Consider the following 20,189-nt stretch of genomic DNA (forward strand, 5'->3'; position numbering starts at 1 on the left):
CTCGGGGAGCATACATAAGTATGTGACCCGAGTAGCCGAATGAAGCCAACAACGCCACAGCGCAAAATATGACGAAAATCACACGCTGAAAGAAGACCCGCATCCACACGTAGACTTAGCATTCGGATTCGTCACAATAAACCGCGACCCTTCCAGCCCTTCAGTATAATCCACACTACCACCCACTAAATATTGCAGGCTCATTGGATCAACAACCAGCGCCACACCTTGTTTCTCAATCGTCATATCCCCTTCGTTGATTTGATCATCAAAGGTGAAACCATATTGGAAACCACTGCAACCACCGCCTGTAATATAGACACGCAGACGCAGGTTTGGGTTGTTTTCATCTGCAACCAGATCTTTAACTTTTATTGCTGCCGCATCAGTAAACTGTAGAGGCAGAGCTGCATCATCACTCATTTTTTACTCCAGACCGGTGACCGGTAAATTCATAGGTAAGCTAAAGCCCACTTAGATCAATTTTCCAATTATCCGTCACCTGAGTCATTGGTTCAAGTGTTGTTATGCAATTGAGCACAGAGTTGCTATTCATCATTGTGATTGATGGCATTGGTTTAATTGCCTCTGTGCTTTAGAATGGTGCCAACTTTTTATTTATCCTCTTTCAGGAGCCCTGCGATGCACCATTCCGAAGAATTATATAATGAAGCTCAACAGCTGATCCCAGGCGGTGTTAACTCGCCTGTTCGCGCATTTAATGGTGTTGGCGGCACCCCGTTATTTATCGAACGCGCTGACGGTGCTTATATTTTTGACGTTGATGGTAAAGCTTACATTGATTACGTTGGCTCATGGGGTCCAATGGTACTCGGTCACAATCACCCCGCTATCCGTGATGCAGTTATCAAAGCTGTCAATAAAGGCTTAAGCTTTGGTGCACCAACTGCTGCTGAAGTTGAAATGGCAAAACTGGTGTGTGAGCTTGTCCCATCTATCGATATGATACGCATGGTTAACTCCGGTACTGAAGCAACCATGAGTGCTATCCGCCTTGCTCGTGGCTACACCGGTCGCGATAAAATTATCAAATTTGAAGGTTGCTATCATGGCCATGCCGACTGCTTATTAGTCAAAGCGGGTTCTGGCGCACTTACCATGGGCGAACCAAACTCTCCGGGCGTACCTGAAGATTTTGTTAAACACACATTAACTTGCACTTATAACGATTTAGCGTCTGTTCGCCAAGCATTCGAAAACTATCCTGAAGAAGTCGCTTGTGTGATTGTTGAACCGGTTGCTGGCAATATGAACTGCGTGCCACCAACTGCTGAATTTTTGCCGGGCCTACGCACACTGTGTGACGAATTTAATGCCCTTCTGATCATCGATGAAGTGATGACAGGCTTTCGTGTTGCATTAGGTGGCGCACAAGATTATTACGATGTGCAACCTGACTTGACTTGCTTAGGTAAGATTATCGGTGGCGGTATGCCAGTCGGTGCATTTGGTGGTCGCTACGAAGTGATGGAAAAATTAGCCCCCATTGGTCCTGTTTACCAAGCGGGGACTTTATCCGGTAACCCAGTCGCCATGGCTGCTGGTTTAGCCTGTCTAAATGAAGTTTCTCAACCGGGCGTTCATTCTCGCTTAACCGAACTCACTGATAAACTGGCTCGTGGTTTAGTGCGGGTGTCTAAAGACCAAGGCGTTCCAATGGTTATCAACCATGTTGGCGGTATGTTTGGTCTATTCTTCACTGATGCCAAAGAAGTCACTTGCTACCAAGACGTGATGAAGTGCGATGTCGAACGCTTCAAAAAATTCTTCCATTATATGTTAGAGCAAGGTGTTTACTTGGCACCATCTGCATTTGAAGCGGGCTTTATGTCAATCGCTCATAGCGATGAAGATATTCAACGCACCATTGATGCCGCAGAAATTGCACTGGCAAAAATCAAAGCCGAATAATTCCTCGCAATAAACAACACCCATAAAAATAGGCGCCATCTACAAAAGACGGCGCCTATTTTTTATCTATTTTTGGGTCTGGTTTTCTTTTTCAATCAGACTCAATATTCTCCAAAATCCCGTGCGTTGTAGCTAGGCGGCAAGTGAGGAGTTATCGGGATAACATTCCCCAGCAATGACACTAAGTCAACGCAGACACAACATGAACAATGCAATTCTCTAAATAGTTCATGTTGTGGCAAGGCGGTGAACAAAGACATCTTGGGGAGCATACATAAGTATGTGACTCAAGTGGCTGCGTGAAACCAACACAGCCACAGCGTGAAATATGACGAGAATTAAGGGGATGACGGAGAATCCCCGAACATATCCTTCACCCAGTCAGGAGCTGCACCATCCTCTTGCGGAGCCTCACTATTCCCATTTAAATTCCACGCAGGATCTTGTGATGTTGAACCTTGGCATAGGCTTTGCGGGTCATCAGTCCACACTGGCAACATTCTGCCACCACCAAAGTCTGAGCAGCTAAATTGACCGTCCATCATCACACGCATATCCGTGATGCCTTCCGGTGCACGGTTGAGCAGAGTCAGTGGTGCTTGGTTATCTAAATAACGTTGATAAACTCTTAATGCCCCTGTTGATCCGGTTAATTGTGTTGGACCGTTGTTATCGCGTCCAACCCAAACAATGGCAACTTCTTTACCATCGATTCCCGCATACCAGCTATCACGCAGATCGTTGGTGGTCCCGGTTTTACCCGCCAGATTGTATTTCCCATATTTATTCAGTAATACACGCCCAGTGCCTTGCTGAACCACTTGCTGCATACCGTATAAAGTTAGGTAAGCGGCTTGTGCAGGAACGGCACGTTCAGCGGATGGGTAGCTTTGATAAAGTTCAGTACCTTCACCATCGATCACAGAACGCAGCGCGGACAGTTTAGCTCGGTTACCTTCCCCACCTATGGTTTGATAAACCTGAGCCACTTCTGCTGGCGTTAAGTTTACTGCACCCAATAGCATCGCTGGGACTTTCTCCATCGCCCCCGCTGGTGCTCCTAAGCGAATAAAGGTATTCATCACTTGATCGAGACCAATCGCCATCCCTAAGTTAACGGTTGGGATATTTTGTGATTTTGCTAGTGCATCCACCAGCATCATTCGACCGTTAAAGTTACGGCTATAGTTCCTTGGACTCCACGTTTGATTTCCCACTTTTAATGTCAGCGGTTCATCAGATAACCATGTATTTAAACGGAAACGATCGGGCTCACTAAGTGCCGCAAGGTAAACCGGCGGTTTTGCCAGTGAGCCAATACTACGGCGAGCATTCAGTGCACGGTTAAAACCTGAGAATTGAGGATCTGAACCGCCAACCATGGCGCGGATCTCACCATTGATACGGTCAACCACCACCATCGCCCCTTCGATATCATCTAATTTACGTGACTTACGCAAATCAGCGACCCCAGATTCCACCGCATTTTCTGCCGCAGTTTGTGCCACAGGGTCGAGAGTGGTGAAAATTTTAGCTCCCGATAATTCGTTAACTTTATCGCCCAATTTCTCGTTCAGTTCTAATCTGACCATCTGCATAAAAGCAGGCTGGGAAGCGACTAAACCTTCTTTGTTTTTTACACCAAGCGGTCTAGCACTCAGAACTTGATACATTTCGTTGTCGATAACACCGCGAGTTTCGAGGATTTTCAGCACAATATTACGACGTTTAATCGCATTTTGTGGCTTAGTCCATGGATTGTACGTCGATGCCCCTTGAACCATGCCCACTAACAGTGCTTGCTGGTCAAAACTTAATTCATTAATCGGACGTCCAAAATAGTACAGGCTCGCCAACGGGAAGCCGCGGATCTCATCATTACCATTTTGACCTAAATAAACTTCGTTAAGGTACAGCTCCAGAATGCGTTCTTTACTGTAGTTATAATCCAGTATCAGCGCCATATAGGCTTCAGTCGCTTTCCGTTTCAGTGTCCGTTCGTTAGTTAAAAATAAGTTTTTCACTAACTGCTGGGTTAAAGTACTTCCCCCTTGCACTGAACGCCCTGCGGTGACGTTAGCAACCACTGCACGACCGATAGAATATAAGCTAACGCCATCATGCTCATAAAAGTTTCTATCTTCGGTTTCTAGCAGTATTTTCACCAGAGACTCTGGGAAATCTGCCAGTGGCAAGACTAAACGTTGCTCATTATTGGCTGATTGCATCATCGTGATCAGCTTGGGATCTAAGCGGAAGAATCCAAATGAGCGACCATTTTCAATGTTTTCAATCTTACTCAGCATGCCATTGTCAAAGACTAAACGAGCAAGCACTTGCCCCTCTTTTTGGTCTGGGAAATTAAATGGGCGACGTAAAATTTCAATGGTATTGCCTTTCACCACAAACTCACCTGACGTGGTGATTTTGCTGACTTTACGGTATTGCATTCCTTCGAGCAGGTTACTCATTTCCCCTTGGCTATAATCCATACCGGGTTCAAGATTGACCATACGCCCATAAACTGCCGCTGGGAGATCCCACACCTTACCGTCAAGGCGTTCTTTAATTTGTTGATTTAAATAAAAACCGTAAGCCGCAAGGATCACAGCAAGCACCAGCATTAGTTTGATAAGTAGCCAGAACCAGCGCCATTTACTCTTACGTTTTTTATTCTTTTTTGAGCTTTTCGTCGTCATTTGCTCTTCTTCATCTTCGTCATCGAGATATTCGTCATCGATATCTTCATCATCATATAAATCATCGTCATAATCATCGCGGTTTCTACGGCGGCGTGATGACGATGAGTTTTTCTCAGCAGATCGTTTTTTACGTCTACCAATCGGTTCTAAATCTTTACCGGACATGGTCGCTCCATATCACCTATACCTAAATAGGCATTAAAATCTAACTAAACATATGTAGATATCTACTACAAGGCTAATTTTGGCTCATATTTCAAAGAATTTCACTGTAGAAAGCGCTTAATTACACTTCCTTACTTCGCCTTTATTTACCCATTGCCTATTTTGCAGCCCGTTATTAGAGCACAAAATTAGGTTATTTCGCACTCATCATCGCTTTTTTTGTTTGTCTTGTTGGCTCTGCGTTTATCGGGTCATCTGGCCAAGGATGTTTGGGATAACGCCCTTTCATCTCTTTTTGAACCTCTTTATAACTTCCTTGCCAAAATGCGCCAAGATCTTGAGTAATTTGAATTGGCCGCCTTGCCGGTGAGAGCAAAGATAGGGTTAATGTCACTTTTCCATTGGCAATGGTTGGATTGCCCTTTTCGCCAAACATTTCCTGTAAACGAATTTCAACTACAGGGGGCTTATCCAGTGCATAGTGAATACTTACCTCACTACCAGATGGAGCATGATATGTGACAGGAAACTGACTTTCTAACCACTGCCTCTGCTGCCAATCAAATCGGTTTAGTAATAGAGTCATTAAATCAATTTCGAGTAATTTTTTCTTATTAGTGACTTTATCAAGGTAAGGTGCCAGCCACTCATCTAATGTTTCGAGTAAAGTATCATCATCCATCGCAGGCAACGTGATATCAGGAAAATAGCGCTTAGCTAACTGACAACGAATGCGTAATTGAAGTGCATTTTCTTGCCAATTTAGCTGTTGTAGACCATTTTGCTGTAACCAGTGAACCAACGCATTTTTAATTTCCTGTTGGTCAGGATTGGTTAATCTCTGGGATTTCACAACCAATTGCCCACACTGCAAGCGACGCCATGCCAATAAACTGCCTCGGTGTTCATCCCATTCAACGGTTTCTTGGGTACTAAATAGTTGGGGGCAATCCTGCTGTAATTTGTCAATCTCAATGGGATAGGCTAATGAAATCCGTGCATCTGCCGAGGATTCAGACTGCCAAAGCGCGGCAACCATCAACCATGAGTTCCCCATCAGGCGGTCATTTTCATTTAACGATGCGCCTAACCCACTCGCTAATTGGTAGCGAGTTTGGTTATCTCGAGTCTTTGCAATCAAGTCCGGAAAGCCAGCAGCTAATAATGTTGGTAACCACTCACTAATCATTACAGAGGTTTTAGCTGTAGCGCTGGAAACTTTATCCCCACTCAGAGTTGAAGCTCGCTTACACCAGCTTTCTGTAGGATGCTCGAGATGATAGTGAAGATCGGTTTCGCCACCACGTGGTGGCTCTTCAATAATCGCCACTAATAAAGACGCTAACTGAATAACTTGTTTATTATTGGTTTGCTGAGCGTGATATAGCATAGCGGCGGTACGTACAGAACTGCCCGTTCCCGCCATCTTAACGCCCATAGGCGTTAATTTACCGTGTAAATCGGTCACACCCAGTTTAAATAGTAAACTTTTAGCTGCGGACAGAGAGGCTTCTGGCGGTATATCTAACCACTGTAATTGAGAAACCTCATGGCATCCCCATTGCAGTAATGCCAGCCATAACCCACTTAAATCACTATTATTGATTTCTGCATCACTGAATTGAGCAGCACGCTCCGCTTGTTCTGAACTAAATAAGTGCCAACAAACACCGGCTTCTAAGCGTCCAGCACGTCCGGCACGCTGAGTCATGGAAGCTTGGCTTATCCGCTTTTTTACTAGTTTAGTTAGCCCCGAACGTGGGTTAAATTGGCCTACACGCTCAAAACCACTGTCCACGACCAAGCGTATACCTTCGATAGTTAAACTGGTTTCCGCAATATTAGTCGCGAGTACAATTTTACGTTTCCCCTCCGGCGCAGGTAAGATAGCTTGCTGTTGAGCTTGAATAGATAAAGCGCCGTATAGCGGACATAAAAGTATGTCCTCACTCACTAACCTTGCCAGCTCCGTACGCGTCCTTTCTATTTCCCCTACTCCAGGCAAAAAGAGTAATAGCGAGCCACTTTGCTGCTGCATTAATTGCCAAACTGCGCTAGCAACTTCCTGATGAAACGGCTTATTCGGGCTGATTGGCTTATATTCACGTTGTACCGGAAAAGCTCGACCCTCAGAGCGGATGACCGGGGCATCAGGAAATAATCGATTAAGTCCGTGGTTATCCAACGTTGCTGACATTAACAAAATTTTTATGTCGTCCCTCAATGCCTGCTGAGCGTCGAGCAATAGTGCGAGCCCCAAATCTGCTTGCAGATTACGCTCATGAAACTCATCCAAAATAACCAGACCAATCCCTTCAAGCATGGGGTCATTTTGAAGCAAACGCGTTAGCACCCCCTCAGTCACGACTTCTAAGCGTGTCTGTTTGCTCACTTTGCTTTCTGAACGCATACGCAGACCAATCGTTTCGCCAACTTGCTCCCCTAACTGCTGAGCCAAACGAGTCGCAACAGTACGTGCCGCAATACGTCTGGGTTCGAGCATAATAATACGCCCTTGGATTATTCCGCTGTTTAGAATCTCCAGAGGTAATACCGTTGATTTACCTGCACCCGTTGGCGCATGCAGTAAAACTTGGGGGGCTTCAGCTAACGCTGAAAGTAAGTCATCACTTACTTCTAAGATTGGTAGCACTAAAGGGATCACTCCGTGGATATTTAACTTTTAAAGTTAACCATTGTAGCATTAACAAATAATGCGTATTAATACTGTACTCACTATAAAAACAAGAATGGACTATAAAAACAATTTATCGGAGAGAACATGGAATTTATCCCCCCATTACAATCAGCGATTCTAATTAAGCGCTATAAGCGCTTTTTAGCGGACGTCGTCACATCTGAAGGAAAAGAAATGACGATACACTGTGCTAATACGGGGGCGATGACGGGCTGTGCGACCCCCGGTGATACGATATGGTATTCAACATCTGACAATCCCAAGCGAAAATACCCTCATAGCTGGGAATTAACACAGACTAAAAATAACCATCTGATTTGTATCAATACGTTGCGAGCAAACCAATTAATAGCAGAAGCATTGGTAAAAAAACATATTCCAGAATTATCTGACTACAATAATGTGACTCCTGAAGTCAAATACGGGGCGGAAAATAGTCGAATAGATTTTTTTCTGACTCAAAATGGATTGGTTGATTGTTTTATGGAGGTAAAATCCGTTACTTTGCTGGAAGGCAATCACGGGTATTTCCCTGATACTGAAACAAAAAGAGGGCAAAAGCATCTTAGAGAGCTAACTCAGATTGCTAAAGAAGGAAAACGAGCCATACTTATGTTTGTCATTTTACATAGTGGCATTCACGTAGTTTCAGCAGCACGGCATATTGATCCCAAATATGCAGCACTATTAGATGAAGCAGTTAAGAGTGGCGTTGAAGTTTTTTGTTATCAAGTGGATATATCTGAACAAAAAATGCAAATAGGGAAATCAATAAGCTTTACCTAGACTGAATAATTTCTATTTAGTCGATATTTAAACGAGGTCACCGAGTTATGGGCGCTAAAAAGGGAATAAACACGCTTGCCCTCACAGCATTACAAAACTCATTGCATGAACGATTGCCAAGACGGCAGTCTTCTGCTATTTATAGCGACCTTAAATTTTCCCCCTTGGGGTTTTTGTAAAATTTGCGTGTGTAGGAGAAGCATTATGCAAGAAGGGCAAAAACGTAAGACATCGTCCTTAAGCATTCTAGCCATTGCCGGGGTTGAACCCTATCATGAGAAGGCTGGCGAAGAGTACATGAACGACGCCCAATTGGCGCATTTTAAGCTCATTCTCGAAGCATGGCGCAATCAACTAAGAGATGAAGTGGACCGGACTGTTACTCATATGCAAGATGAGGCAGCTAACTTTCCAGACCCAGTTGATAGAGCGGCTCAGGAAGAAGAATTCAGCCTCGAATTACGTAACCGCGACCGCGAACGTAAACTGATTAAGAAAATCGAAAAGACGCTGAAAAAAGTTGAAGATGAAGATTTTGGCTATTGCGAATCATGTGGCGTGGAAATTGGCATCCGTCGTTTGGAAGCTCGCCCAACCGCTGATTTATGCATCGACTGTAAGACACTAGCAGAAATCCGCGAAAAGCAGATGGCCGGCTAAGTGTTATTTTTGGAGTCCCTAACGGCGCATTAACCCTGCGCCGTTGTAGGAATTCACCCCAAAAAACCCTTAAATTCCTTCGTGTAACAAACCGCATATTCGTAATATTCCAGCTTACCTCGTCGGATTAATCCCCTAGCCAAAGCCTCTGCATACATAATATTTGCAAGTTTTATTAATATAAAAAATAATTAGGCGTGACTTTTATTCGTTTAACCATTCTCAAAGAAACTTCAGTGAGCTATGATTAGCCGCTTATTTTGTTTAATGAATATATGTAATGACATCGAGGTGTACTATTTTTAACCGAGTAGCAAATTTCTGCCGCAATATTTTATCGCGCAATGAACAAGCATCGACCTCAGAGCAGGATTCGGCGCCAAAACGTGTTACGCGAGATTCTCAGGCAGCCGGTAAAAGGCAAGTCACTCATTCTGCTGCGGCTGAAAACGGCAGGCATAACACTAAGCAAATGAAAAATACGGTTCGTCATCCTAAGCGTGCCGATGCTCAAACACAGAAGCGATCGCCAATGACGACAAAAGAACATATCACCGTTATCCCACGCTCAGAACATCCGATTTCACGCGATGACATTAGTGATAATGCACTGAAAGTACTCTATCGCCTGAATAAAAATGGTTATGAAGCCTATTTAGTGGGTGGTGGTGTCCGTGACTTACTGCTAGGTCTGAAACCAAAAGATTTTGATATCACGACCAATGCAACCCCTGAGCAGATCCGCAAGTTATTCCGCAACTGCCGATTGGTGGGGCGTAGATTCCGCCTTGCGCACATCATGTTTGGCCCTGAAATAATTGAAGTAGCGACCTTCCGTGGTCATCATGACCAAGAAGTTGACGATAAAAACCTGTCGTCTCAAGCCCAAAACGGCATGCTGCTCAGAGATAATATTTTCGGATCTATCGAAGATGATGCGATTCGTCGCGATTTCACAGTCAATAGCCTGTATTATAATATTGATGATTTTTCCGTACGTGATTATGTCAATGGGTTACAAGATTTAAAAGATGGCGTGATCCGTTTAATTGGTGATCCGGAAACGCGTTATCGCGAAGATCCCGTTCGAATGATCCGAGCAGTACGTTTTGCCTGTAAACTCAATATGCGTATTGAGCCAAATACCGCAGAGCCAATCCCTCGTTTAGCACCATTGCTAGGTGAAATTCCTTCTGCCCGCTTATTTGAAGAGTCATTGAAACTGCTTCAATCAGGCTATGGTTATTCCACCTATAAAATGCTGAGACAGTACCATTTGTTTGAGCAACTATTCCCAGTGATTGCCGACCGCTTCACGGAGAATAATGACTCGCCAATGGAAAAAATCATTGAGCAAGTACTAAAAAACACTGACTTTAGACTCAAAAATGATAAGCGAGTTAACCCTGCATTTTTATTTGCGGCCATGTTATGGTATCCCGTCACTGAGCATGCTGAGAAGTTAACCCAAGAAGGTGGGCTTGCTTATTATGATGCCTTTGCACTGGCCATGAATGACGTACTGGATGAACAGTGCCGTTCCATTGCAATACCAAAACGCATTACCACCACCATGCGTGATATTTGGATGTTGCAATTGCGCTTACCACGTCGCCAAGGTCGTCGAGCCAATAAATTAATGGAGCACCCGAAATTCCGTGCTGCTTTTGATTTATTAGAGCTAAGAGCGAATGTTGAACATCGTAATGAGTTAGAGGAACTCTCCCTATGGTGGGGAGATTTCCAACAAGCTAATGCGCAAAAACAGCGTGAAATGATCTCGGAATTAGGCTCGGCTCCAACCCGTCGTCGCCATCGTCCAAATCGTTCAGCGCCGTCAGGTAATAAAAAGCCAAATAAGTCATCGTAGAGAGAGTGATAAATGGAGCAAGTATATATTGCGATTGGTAGCAACCTAGGTGAGCCACTAAAACAAGCTCAGCAAGCTATTGCAGCCTTAGATGCCATCCCGCAAAGTCGAATTGCGGCGACGTCCTCCATCTATCGTACAAAACCTTTAGGACCACAGGATCAGCCAGATTATCTTAATATGGCTGTCCTGCTTGAAACCGACCTTGAACCTGAAGAGCTACTGAATCATACTCAAAAAATTGAGTTAGAATTAGGTCGAGTCCGTAAAGACGAACGTTGGGGACCGAGAACCTTAGATCTCGATATTATGTTATTTGGCAATCGAGTGATCAGCACTGAACGCTTAACGGTCCCACATTATGGATTAAAAGAGCGGGAATTTATGCTATACCCGCTCAGTGATATTACCCCTTCCCTGATTTTTCCTGACGGTGAATTACTTTCAGACAGGCTCAATCATGTCCCTCGCAATGGCCTAACATTTTGGGAATAAGTACCTAAAATGAATAACCTCATTCAAGGTATGGTCATAAGCGAAATCATTTCCGGAGGTTATTCTAATGAAACCCATTACTCTCGCTGATTTACGCCAATACAAACAAGATAAATACAAATTTGCGACCATGACTGCCTATGATGCCAGTTTTGCTCAGCTTTTTGCAGAGCAAGGTATTCAAGTTATGTTAGTCGGTGATTCCCTCGGCATGACCATTCAAGGGGAGTCCAGCACCCTTCCTGTCACCGTTGAACAAATTGCTTACCATACTCGTTGTGTTCGCAAAGGTGCACCAGATGCATTTGTTATCGCCGATATGCCATTTATGAGTTACGCCACCCCAGAGCAAGCTTGTATAAATGCCGCTATATTAATGCAAGCTGGGGCTAATATGGTCAAGATTGAAGGTGGCAGTTGGCTATGTGATACCGTCAAAATGTTGTGTGAGCGCTCTGTTCCTGTATGTGGCCATCTCGGATTAACCCCACAAGCCGTTAACGTGCTCGGCGGCTATAAAGTCCAGGGTCGCGATGAAGTCTCAGCCAACCAATTAGTAAAAGACGCTATCGCCCTTGAAAATGCAGGGATCCAGCTATTGGTTCTCGAATGTGTTCCGACCTCATTAGCCAATCAAGTTACTGAAGAATTACTATTACCCGTTATTGGTATTGGTGCGGGTAATGGCACTGATGGACAAATTTTAGTCATGCATGATGCGCTGGGTATTACCGCTAAGCCACCTAAATTTGCTAAAAACTTCCTCTTAGAAGCTGGCAATATTCATGATGCAATTCGCCTATATATTCAAGAAGTTGAGCAAGGCATTTATCCGAATGAGTCCCACTCATTTTCTTAATTCGCTATAAAAATAATGATAAGGATGAAAAGTATGCTAATCGTTGAAACCTCGCCGATCCTGCGCCGCGAAATTCGCCGCTGGAAGCAAGAAGGTAAGCGCATTGCTCTTGTTCCTACCATGGGTAATTTACATGATGGGCACCTGACTCTGATTGACCAAGCTAAACAGCAAGCGGATATCGTGATCGCCTCTATTTTTGTGAATCCAATGCAATTTGATCGACCATCAGATTTGGCTAACTACCCGCGTACATTACAAGAAGATTGTGAAAAACTAAAAAGCCGTCATGTGGATTTAATTTTTGCCCCTTCTGCCACTGAATTTTATCCTGCTGGCATGGAAAACCAAACCTTCGTTGAAGTGCCAGAGCTCTCCACCATGTTAGAAGGTGCAAGTCGTCCGGGACATTTCCGTGGTGTCGCAACTGTTCTAACGAAGCTTTTTAATTTAGTTCAGCCTGATATTGCGTTATTCGGTGAAAAAGATTTCCAACAACTCAAGGTTATTCGAAAGTTAGTCGCCGATCTTTCTTTTGATATTCAAATTATTGGCGTACCGATTGTACGAGCTAAAAATGGTCTAGCACTTAGCTCTCGTAACAATAATCTGTCTGTAAGTGAATTAAAAATCGCGCCACAGTTATTCAGTATTATGCAAAAAGCGGGTGAAAAACTCGCGGAGTCGCCTGCATCAGCAACCGGGTTAGTTGATGAAATGGAAGAGTCTTTACGTCAAGCAGGGTTTACTCCTGATGCGCTATTTATTCGAGATGCAGATAACCTTGGTGAATTAACAGTTTCCAGCCGTCGCGCTGTCATTTTAATGGCGGCATGGTTAGGTCAAACGCGTTTAATCGACAATCTGCAAGTCGAGTTACCGCTCGATATCGCTTAATGACAAAATACTTTCGCCTAGATTTAAGTTTGAATCATCTAAAATTTATTCAAACTCATTTATGTCACAGCTAGGCGGCAAGTAAACGCGACCCTAGGAGCATACATAAGTATGTGACTATGCAGCCAGCAACGCTGTGGCTTGAATGAGGAAGAATAAATGCAAAGAAAAATGTTATTAGGAAAACTCCACCGTGCAACTGTCACCCAAGCTGATCTTCACTACGAAGGCTCTTGCGCTATCGACCAAGATTTCTTAGATGCTGTTGGCATTTTAGAATATGAAGCTATCGATATTTATAATGTGGATAATGGCGAACGTTTTTCGACCTATGCAATTGCAGGGGAACGCGGTTCTAAAATTATATCCGTTAATGGTGCTGCAGCACGTCGTGCGGCGGTGGGAGATAAACTGATTATCTGCACTTATGGGCATTTAACCGAAGAAGAAGCTCGTCAGCATAAGCCTAAAGTTGCTTACTTTGATGCCAATAATACCATGAGCCGAATTGCCAAAGCGGTTCCTGTTCAGGTGGCTTAATTGAATATTACGGAATGCCTCAGTGAATTAGCTGGGGTATTTTTTGATTTATATTAGTAATACATGATATCCAAATCTAAAACAGCATTAGCTGAGCCAGGGGTAACTTTATCCTCTGTTTGTATGTAATACGAATCAAAATTAACCACTTTGATACCTTGTGTTCCCCCAGAAAATAGCGGTGATGTAACATAAAATCTAACAGGGATACTATGGTAATTACTCATCCAAAATACGGTTTCTATTCCAATGCCTTTAGCCGAATCATTGCCACTTAGCCCTAATACCGATCCTCCAAGCGATCCACTTCCGCCAGCCATCGCATCAATACCTACACCTTGCGCGCAATCGAACTCTAATGACCATCTTACAGCGCGAGTCTTTGAGCCTTTAGACATTCCAAAACTTGAGTTTATAGAGTGATCGCCCAATCTAACATTTTGATTTTTACTTGATTTTATTGAACAAGTTCCTGCTTGAACTCGCCCAGAAACATTAAAAACAGCATCATAACTCATTGAGTTTGATGAAAAAAATAACATAAAAATAGAAATTAAATAGGTATAGACAGCTTTGTTTGATCTCATTTCTATTCCTTAGTTATTTTCTACGACAAACGTTATTGTGGCATTGGCATTTCCTGCCGTGACGCTATCACTTAATATTTTGTAGTTAGCTCTAAATTTAACTTTGTTCGATCCATTGGTTGTTGCCGTTGAATTCAATAATACGGTGACATCATTATTTTTTTTCAATTCCCAGCGATTATTGGAATAGGCTTCGATTTGAATTGCCATTCCTGTCGCGGCACCATTACCCGAATCAATGGCAAACGAGCGCCCATCACTCGCGGTTACACCTTGTAATTTGCCGACAACTTGGCTGCCCGAAGTACAATTAAACTCTAAATCAAATTCTTCCCACTCAGTGGTGCTGTTTTTAGGTTTACCATAGGTAAGCCAAACCCCTAAATCAACATTGAGGTTATTAGTGACAATTTTGCAAGATGTGCCTCTAATGGAACCGGAAAAATTAACTTTAACCGTGCCTATGTTGACAGAGGCAAAGCTGCACAATGATAAACTGGGCAACACAAAAAATATCAACAACACAAATAAACGATTCATTATTTATACGCCCGCTTTATTTGTATACTAAGGTGACTGTCACCTGTGCATTTCCCTCAGTCGCTTTTACATCGTTTGAGGTTTTTATATATTTAAAATCAAAGGTCTTAGTAATAATTTGCGTTGACCTCGCAGTATTCACCAATGAATATAAATGGCTGGTTGATAGGCTTCTATCACCACCTAGCCTTAATGCTGTGGAGTTTCCCGATTCAAATATTTGTACCGCGAATCCAGGATCTTCCTTATTATTCTCTAAATAAATAATATTTGAGTCGATATTTGCCAGATGTAAATTATCAGCAATACCATAAAAAACAGATAATTGGCTAGGGCAATCAATCGTAATTGACTGCTGGGCATACCCGAATGTTTGCCCGACTTGTAACGCTCGTATATCCGCTAAATTATGAACACCTAAATTAACATTTTGATTCGCATTTTTTATTTCGCAGGTACGTTGAGCCCATTTCACTAATGTTGGTATCGGTTGTATTTCCCCAACCACATTATGCCAATCTAGATTTCCCATGCACTGGACTACCACCGGCTGAAATTGAATAGATTCATTTTCTTTATGTTCAATACTGCCCGCCGACGTTTTCACATATAGCATACGAGCTTCAAGCCGTAATCCCGAAGACGCTTCTTTGCCATTAATTGGGCTATTATTCCCTGTTACCGGATACCAGCGACTCGTTCCTTGCTGCCGAATTCCCATAACATAGCCAATACCTTCGATATTGGTTTTAAAGATTGGATATTCCCCTGAACTGTCTTTGAATGATATCCCCGATGTTTGGGCGCTCGTTTGCGGTAAAAATGTAAAATCACCGGCATGACTAGCCGTGCATAATTCATTATTCGAGCTGGGATCAAATGTCTTCCAGCCATTTCCGAGGATCGCTGTTTGAGGCAATTTATGCGCAGCGTTATCGACTTTTAACTCCCCTAAGTTAACGCGAAATGTTTCAGCGCTTAGTGCGTCAATAGAACACAGCATAAGACTTATAGTGGTCATTATTTTCTTTATATTCATCTATATAGCCTTATTGATAATTAACGACAGTCCACGGATAAAATAGGCAAATGTTGGTTTAAATGCTCTGGCATGAGCTGATAATCAGCAATACATTGGTCTTGTTCTGATTTCCCCCACTTCACTTGAATACGCCCACGTTCTGGCATTCCGCTCAAGTAAATGTCACCATTTTCATTCGCTATTGCAGTACTCAATGCCTTATCGTTACTGCCTATTAGTTGTGCCATTGCACCAAATGGAACGGGCTTGCCATTATGAGTCACACTGAACAATAAACGATATCCCACATGGGTTTCATAGTTAGTAAGAATTGCCGCACCTCTGGTAGGAACCACGGTTTTGGAGTTGGTTTTTAATTCCACATTGTCTGGCAATGTATCAATATCTAGAGCAATTTCATTTTTCGAATAAGCATTTAAATATGGAACAATGGCATAACCACGGGAATCAGTTAAAACACCAGTACGATTCGCGACTTTAACGCCATCAGCACCCGGCGCACGGATAATAGCGAATGAGTCATAGATTGGTTGAGCTAATGTCACACCATAGGGATGAGCAACAATGGCTCCCGTTAAACCGTAATTAACCCGTTGATTATCTTTATCATAGCCGTAACCCACATTCGCGATACCAAAGCTACCTCGGTAAGATGCTGATGCATTCCCACTCGCTTTAGCGCCTTTATTCCCATATGACTGCTGAACCGTATAGTTCAAATTATTATCTTCAAGTAGGCTACCGCTAGCGCCAATCATCGCATCCGTATACCCGCTATTATCGGTAGTCATGCTGGTATTCAGTGATACGGAGTTCTTTTTATCACCTAATGGAATCGAGAGTGAAATAGAGAATTGGTTATCTGCCTTTTGGTTATACGGACTCATTGAATAGTTATAATTGATGCTATATGTCATACCCGCCAAGTTATTATTATAACCCGTGCTCATGGTACGTTCGGAGCCAGAACGGTTCCAATAATCTTGCTGATATACTGAAAAATAAAGGCTTCCCAACTCTTTCAATGACTGACTCAGGGTTATTTGAAAACGATTTTTTTTATTATCACGATATAGCTGATTAATATCACTATTCGCTTCCGTAAACGTGTAATAGCCTTCGGTTGAATAGCGATAGTTTGCCAGTGTGACGGAGGTTCCCGTTGCCATCATATTTTTTGTATATTGAAAACGATATGATTCCCCTGTACTCGAATCATATTTGCCTCTTAAATTTTTAGTGCTTGCTTGAGTTACATCCGTGGATAATGCGCCTAAAGCCCCTAAATTAATTCCCACACCGAGCGCATAAGATTGATAATTTTCAGATAGGATTGTGCCCACATATCCCGTAATACCTTTAGGTAAGCCATAAATAAAGGTACTTTGGATAAAATTAGGTTCATGCCCTTTATCTGTAGATTTAAATTTCCCGCCCGTTAATGAATATTTAAATTGCCCTTCTCGCTGCATAATGGCAACCGATGAAAACGGCACAATATAGGAGCGCTCAGAACCATCAGCTTCTTTAATGGTAACGGTTAAGTCACCGCCACTGCCTATCGAGTTAAGATTATCAATTTCAAAAGCACCGGGAGAGACATAAGACTGATAAATCACATAATCATTTTGTTTAACTGTTACCTCTGCATTACTTTGAGCAATACCTCGAACAACTGGCGCAAAGCCTTTCATTGAGTTAGGTAACATCGATTCATCACTTTGTAATTGAATACCGCGAAATTGGATACCATCAAAAATTTCGCTCGGGGTTGATGTATCCCCCAATATTAATTGTGATTTTAGGCTATTTATTCCACGCTCTAAGCTAGTTTCAATACTTTGCCAGCTTTGTTGATCTGAGTTACTTGTATAGGTTGAATAGTTTTTTAATCGCCATGGGCCAACATTTAAACCGCTGCGTAAATTTACATATTGAGAATTAGTATCGGTCCCACCATTTTGGCTCCAATTATTTGAACCACTGTAATAGTAATTCATCACCAATGCTGGAACACCGTTTTCCCATTGGCTCATTGGAATTGCATCTGATGCCACTTGATTCATCGCAATTTGAGGAATGGAAATAATCAGTTGCTGCTGGGGCAGATCCAATGTTGACTTGGCATCAGGAATATATTGACTAAGTGCACCAATTTCTTGCGTGGATGATAACGAACGCAAGGCAGGAATATCATCGGCTTTGACGCCCCAATCCGCTAACTCTTGTTTCGTTAAAACAGGAATTAATTGGTTATTTTCCTTATCCTCAATAAACTTAATTTCTTTTGTTTCAATAGAGTTACCATTGAGAATAACATCGACCCTATAATCCCCAGCAATCTGCCCACCCGGTTTAGAAAATTGTTCTAAATCTTGCAGTTGAGCAATATTTTGCCCTTCAACAATACTTAATGAGTTTGGATTAAAATAATCGGCAGCAATCGCCGGATTAAGGCTAATACCTGTCACTAAAATGGTGGCTACAGCGTTGACTATCTTTTTCAGTTGGAAGTTAAGCACCCCATTATACGCACCCACTTCGACTCTATGAGTGGGTTGATATAATTTTAGTTTTTTCTTAATGGGACGCATAATGGGTCATCTTCCATTGATTATTTTAATGGCTGAGTTTTTGATTTAGTCATCGAGCCATAGTCATTCACTGAGTTCCAAGTCACTTTACCCGCTTGCATACCGGATATATTCCATGAGGCTTCCCCCATCGGAGGTACCATTCCCGGATTATCAAACTCCTTGCTATCGACAACTAATTTGCCGAAAGAAACATAATATGGTGTCGGATTTTTGGCTTTTAAAAGTGAACCTTGTTTTTCAAAACTCAGTTTTTCATAAGCATCCGTTGCTTCCGATGACGGTAATGCACTCGGACGATAAATAAGTTTTATTTTGTTATTAATTGAGATAGTTAAGCTGTTGGTTGCATTAGGATCGGATGGCGGAATTGATTTTACATTCAACCAATATACGGATTCTCTATCCGCAGGCAGCCGAGGATCGGTAAGTACAATTCGTATTGCATTCGCAGATTCTGGTTCAATTCTAAATAGGGGGGGTGTAACGGTAAAAGGGGGCTTACTCTGATTACTACCATCAAAGTTATCAACCCAAGATTGCACTAAAAAAGCACTGGTTTCATCATTTCTAACAGTGATGGATGCTTCCTTTTTATCCCCCTCATAAATTACCCTTGTTCCCCCTAGCACAACACTGGCATTCGCGTTGATTGCGATGAAATAAAAAAGAGAGAAAATAATCAGCGTTTTATTCACAATATTTCTCATAGAACCCAAATTTCCCATAAAAATAGAAACAGAGGGGATGTCTATTTCCCCTCACTTTATCATTATTGGTTATATTCAATCGTTACCGTAACGTTTGCATTTGCAGCCCCTGGCGTTACAGCATCTGCGGTGGTCACATATCGTGCGTAATAAGTTTGTGAACCTGAGTCGCCCGTTAAATCAATACTTTTCGCTTCTGTACCTGGCGTATAGTAATTACCCTTAGCGGTCTCACCAGAAATACCGATACCAACCCCTTTTGCTACATCAACTTTATAGAGAGCCGGTGTCGCATCAGCAGTACCGTTAAAATAAACGCGAGCCTTATTAATAATTGAAGGGCACTTGCTTAAGCCAATGGTAAATGGAACTGCATCGGTAGTTTCACCAGCCGCAGTAAATGTTCCTGTGATCCAAGTTCCTAATTGAACAGTACCTTCACTTTTATTTTCATTATTAGTATCAACAGTACAGGTAGTATCAATAAATTGACCTTTAAAATGGATTGTACCTGTTGTGTTACCAGAACCCGTAGCCGCAATTGCTGCACTAGCAAAAGATGCTGCAAAAATAGAAGCAACTAATAAAGTTTTCTTTAAAGTCATAACAGACCCCTTTAATGGATTTTTAAAATTTAAATACCTACACAGTGAATAATATAAAGAATGGTGAATTAAATGTGCGATATGTATTCAATATGCATTCAGTATATAAACCTTTTTGTTGTTTATCCATATTACCCATTATAATTGTATATTCGGATTAAATTGGTTTTATATATAGATAAAAACCAATAACTCGCAATTAGAGTAGAATAAAAAACCAAAAATAGAGAAAATAATAACTTGTTAACGATAACATTATTTGTAAACTTAAATTTTATATTATATTTTGATGTGTAACGACTTATTGCAATAAATCAATTTATTTTTATTTATCAATGGATTGATATAATAAAAGTCGATCTTTAAAATGAGTATATATACTTATATAAAATAATAACAATAGAAATAATAAAATCATTGTCATTTATTTACCAATAAAAAAACCACTCTTTAATAAGTTTAAAATCAACTTTTAAGAGTGGTCTTATTTATTTTCAGTATAGTTAC

The 20,189-nt window shown here is 42.0% G+C and carries 17 protein-coding genes; 8 read left to right on the forward strand and 9 right to left on the reverse strand.

The window, feature by feature from the left end; translation table 11 throughout:
* Positions 1–78 precede the first annotated feature (78 nt).
* Positions 79–423, reverse strand: a complete 345-nt coding sequence (gene erpA, locus PR761_RS14010; RefSeq protein WP_006659315.1) for an iron-sulfur cluster insertion protein ErpA — start codon at positions 421–423, stop codon at positions 79–81.
* Between the two features lie 219 nt (positions 424–642).
* On the opposite strand from erpA, the gene hemL reads away from it, so the two are divergent.
* Positions 643–1,932, forward strand: a complete 1,290-nt coding sequence (gene hemL, locus PR761_RS14015) for a glutamate-1-semialdehyde 2,1-aminomutase (RefSeq protein WP_006815153.1) — start codon at positions 643–645, stop codon at positions 1,930–1,932.
* Positions 1,933–2,270: 338 nt separating this feature from the next.
* Here hemL and mrcB read toward each other — a convergent pair whose 3' ends face one another.
* Positions 2,271–4,799 (reverse strand): bifunctional glycosyl transferase/transpeptidase, encoded by a 2,529-nt coding sequence (gene mrcB, locus PR761_RS14020; protein ID WP_112837273.1) that lies wholly within the window; start codon positions 4,797–4,799, stop codon positions 2,271–2,273.
* A 193-nt stretch (positions 4,800–4,992) separates the two neighbouring features.
* Entirely contained in the window at positions 4,993–7,452 is a 2,460-nt protein-coding gene (hrpB, locus tag PR761_RS14025) for an ATP-dependent helicase HrpB (RefSeq protein WP_265693582.1), read from the reverse strand.
* A gap of 129 nt (positions 7,453–7,581) precedes the next feature.
* On the opposite strand from hrpB, the gene sfsA reads away from it, so the two are divergent.
* The 7 genes from sfsA to panD all read left to right on the forward strand — a co-directional run bounded on the left by sfsA (position 7,582) and on the right by panD (position 13,604).
* On the forward strand, positions 7,582–8,283 hold the full coding sequence (sfsA, locus tag PR761_RS14030) for a DNA/RNA nuclease SfsA (RefSeq protein WP_006815156.1): 702 nt from the start codon (positions 7,582–7,584) through the stop codon (positions 8,281–8,283).
* A gap of 204 nt (positions 8,284–8,487) precedes the next feature.
* Positions 8,488–8,943, forward strand: a complete 456-nt coding sequence (dksA, locus tag PR761_RS14035; RefSeq protein WP_039855180.1) for an RNA polymerase-binding protein DksA — start codon at positions 8,488–8,490, stop codon at positions 8,941–8,943.
* Between the two features lie 280 nt (positions 8,944–9,223).
* Positions 9,224–10,813 carry a polynucleotide adenylyltransferase PcnB gene (gene pcnB, locus PR761_RS14040; protein ID WP_112837275.1) on the forward strand — a complete coding sequence of 530 codons (1,590 nt, stop codon included), beginning with the start codon at positions 9,224–9,226 and terminating at the stop codon, positions 10,811–10,813.
* A 12-nt stretch (positions 10,814–10,825) separates the two neighbouring features.
* Positions 10,826–11,308 carry a 2-amino-4-hydroxy-6-hydroxymethyldihydropteridine diphosphokinase gene (folK, locus tag PR761_RS14045; RefSeq protein ID WP_006815159.1) on the forward strand — a complete coding sequence of 161 codons (483 nt, stop codon included), beginning with the start codon at positions 10,826–10,828 and terminating at the stop codon, positions 11,306–11,308.
* A gap of 67 nt (positions 11,309–11,375) precedes the next feature.
* Positions 11,376–12,167, forward strand: a complete 792-nt coding sequence (gene panB, locus PR761_RS14050; RefSeq protein WP_126461486.1) for a 3-methyl-2-oxobutanoate hydroxymethyltransferase — start codon at positions 11,376–11,378, stop codon at positions 12,165–12,167.
* Positions 12,168–12,200: 33 nt separating this feature from the next.
* Entirely contained in the window at positions 12,201–13,064 is an 864-nt protein-coding gene (gene panC / locus PR761_RS14055; protein WP_154610684.1) for a pantoate--beta-alanine ligase, read from the forward strand.
* Between the two features lie 159 nt (positions 13,065–13,223).
* Positions 13,224–13,604, forward strand: coding sequence for an aspartate 1-decarboxylase (gene panD / locus PR761_RS14060; protein ID WP_006815162.1), 381 nt, complete (start codon positions 13,224–13,226; stop codon positions 13,602–13,604).
* Positions 13,605–13,657: 53 nt separating this feature from the next.
* Here the strand turns inward: panD and PR761_RS14065 are convergent, their stop codons facing one another.
* The 6 genes from PR761_RS14065 to PR761_RS14090 all read right to left on the reverse strand — a co-directional run bounded on the left by PR761_RS14065 (position 13,658) and on the right by PR761_RS14090 (position 19,682).
* Positions 13,658–14,191: a fimbrial protein gene (locus PR761_RS14065; protein ID WP_039855182.1), complete on the reverse strand. Its 534-nt coding sequence runs from the start codon at positions 14,189–14,191 to the stop codon at positions 13,658–13,660.
* A 9-nt stretch (positions 14,192–14,200) separates the two neighbouring features.
* Complete coding sequence (locus tag PR761_RS14070) at positions 14,201–14,731, reverse strand: fimbrial protein (RefSeq protein ID WP_006815164.1); 531 nt, start codon at positions 14,729–14,731, stop codon at positions 14,201–14,203.
* A 16-nt stretch (positions 14,732–14,747) separates the two neighbouring features.
* On the reverse strand, positions 14,748–15,752 hold the full coding sequence (locus PR761_RS14075; protein WP_223844715.1) for a fimbrial protein: 1,005 nt from the start codon (positions 15,750–15,752) through the stop codon (positions 14,748–14,750).
* Between the two features lie 38 nt (positions 15,753–15,790).
* A complete protein-coding gene (locus PR761_RS14080; RefSeq protein ID WP_154610685.1) occupies positions 15,791–18,367 on the reverse strand; it encodes a fimbria/pilus outer membrane usher protein in 2,577 nt (858 codons plus the stop codon).
* 20 nt (positions 18,368–18,387) lie between these two features.
* Positions 18,388–19,077 (reverse strand): fimbrial biogenesis chaperone, encoded by a 690-nt coding sequence (locus tag PR761_RS14085; RefSeq protein WP_039855450.1) that lies wholly within the window; start codon positions 19,075–19,077, stop codon positions 18,388–18,390.
* 62 nt (positions 19,078–19,139) lie between these two features.
* On the reverse strand, positions 19,140–19,682 hold the full coding sequence (locus PR761_RS14090) for a fimbrial protein (protein ID WP_112837280.1): 543 nt from the start codon (positions 19,680–19,682) through the stop codon (positions 19,140–19,142).
* Between the last annotated feature and the right edge of the window lie 507 nt (positions 19,683–20,189).

Source organism: Providencia sp. PROV210, assembly GCF_028479445.1.
Lineage (GTDB): Bacteria > Pseudomonadota > Gammaproteobacteria > Enterobacterales > Enterobacteriaceae > Providencia > Providencia rustigianii.

Coding starts and splice junctions, on each gene's coding strand:
- erpA (WP_006659315.1), bottom strand. CDS start 423: ATGAGTGATGATGCAGCTCTGCCTCTACAGTTTACTGATGCGGCAGCA.
- hemL (WP_006815153.1), top strand. CDS start 643: ATGCACCATTCCGAAGAATTATATAATGAAGCTCAACAGCTGATCCCA.
- mrcB (WP_112837273.1), bottom strand. CDS start 4,799: ATGTCCGGTAAAGATTTAGAACCGATTGGTAGACGTAAAAAACGATCT.
- sfsA (WP_006815156.1), top strand. CDS start 7,582: ATGGAATTTATCCCCCCATTACAATCAGCGATTCTAATTAAGCGCTAT.
- dksA (WP_039855180.1), top strand. CDS start 8,488: ATGCAAGAAGGGCAAAAACGTAAGACATCGTCCTTAAGCATTCTAGCC.
- pcnB (WP_112837275.1), top strand. CDS start 9,224: ATGACATCGAGGTGTACTATTTTTAACCGAGTAGCAAATTTCTGCCGC.
- folK (WP_006815159.1), top strand. CDS start 10,826: ATGGAGCAAGTATATATTGCGATTGGTAGCAACCTAGGTGAGCCACTA.
- panB (WP_126461486.1), top strand. CDS start 11,376: ATGAAACCCATTACTCTCGCTGATTTACGCCAATACAAACAAGATAAA.
- panC (WP_154610684.1), top strand. CDS start 12,201: ATGCTAATCGTTGAAACCTCGCCGATCCTGCGCCGCGAAATTCGCCGC.
- panD (WP_006815162.1), top strand. CDS start 13,224: ATGCAAAGAAAAATGTTATTAGGAAAACTCCACCGTGCAACTGTCACC.
- PR761_RS14065 (WP_039855182.1), bottom strand. CDS start 14,191: ATGAGATCAAACAAAGCTGTCTATACCTATTTAATTTCTATTTTTATG.
- PR761_RS14070 (WP_006815164.1), bottom strand. CDS start 14,731: ATGAATCGTTTATTTGTGTTGTTGATATTTTTTGTGTTGCCCAGTTTA.
- PR761_RS14075 (WP_223844715.1), bottom strand. CDS start 15,752: ATGACCACTATAAGTCTTATGCTGTGTTCTATTGACGCACTAAGCGCT.
- PR761_RS14080 (WP_154610685.1), bottom strand. CDS start 18,367: ATGCGTCCCATTAAGAAAAAACTAAAATTATATCAACCCACTCATAGA.
- PR761_RS14085 (WP_039855450.1), bottom strand. CDS start 19,077: ATGAGAAATATTGTGAATAAAACGCTGATTATTTTCTCTCTTTTTTAT.
- PR761_RS14090 (WP_112837280.1), bottom strand. CDS start 19,682: ATGACTTTAAAGAAAACTTTATTAGTTGCTTCTATTTTTGCAGCATCT.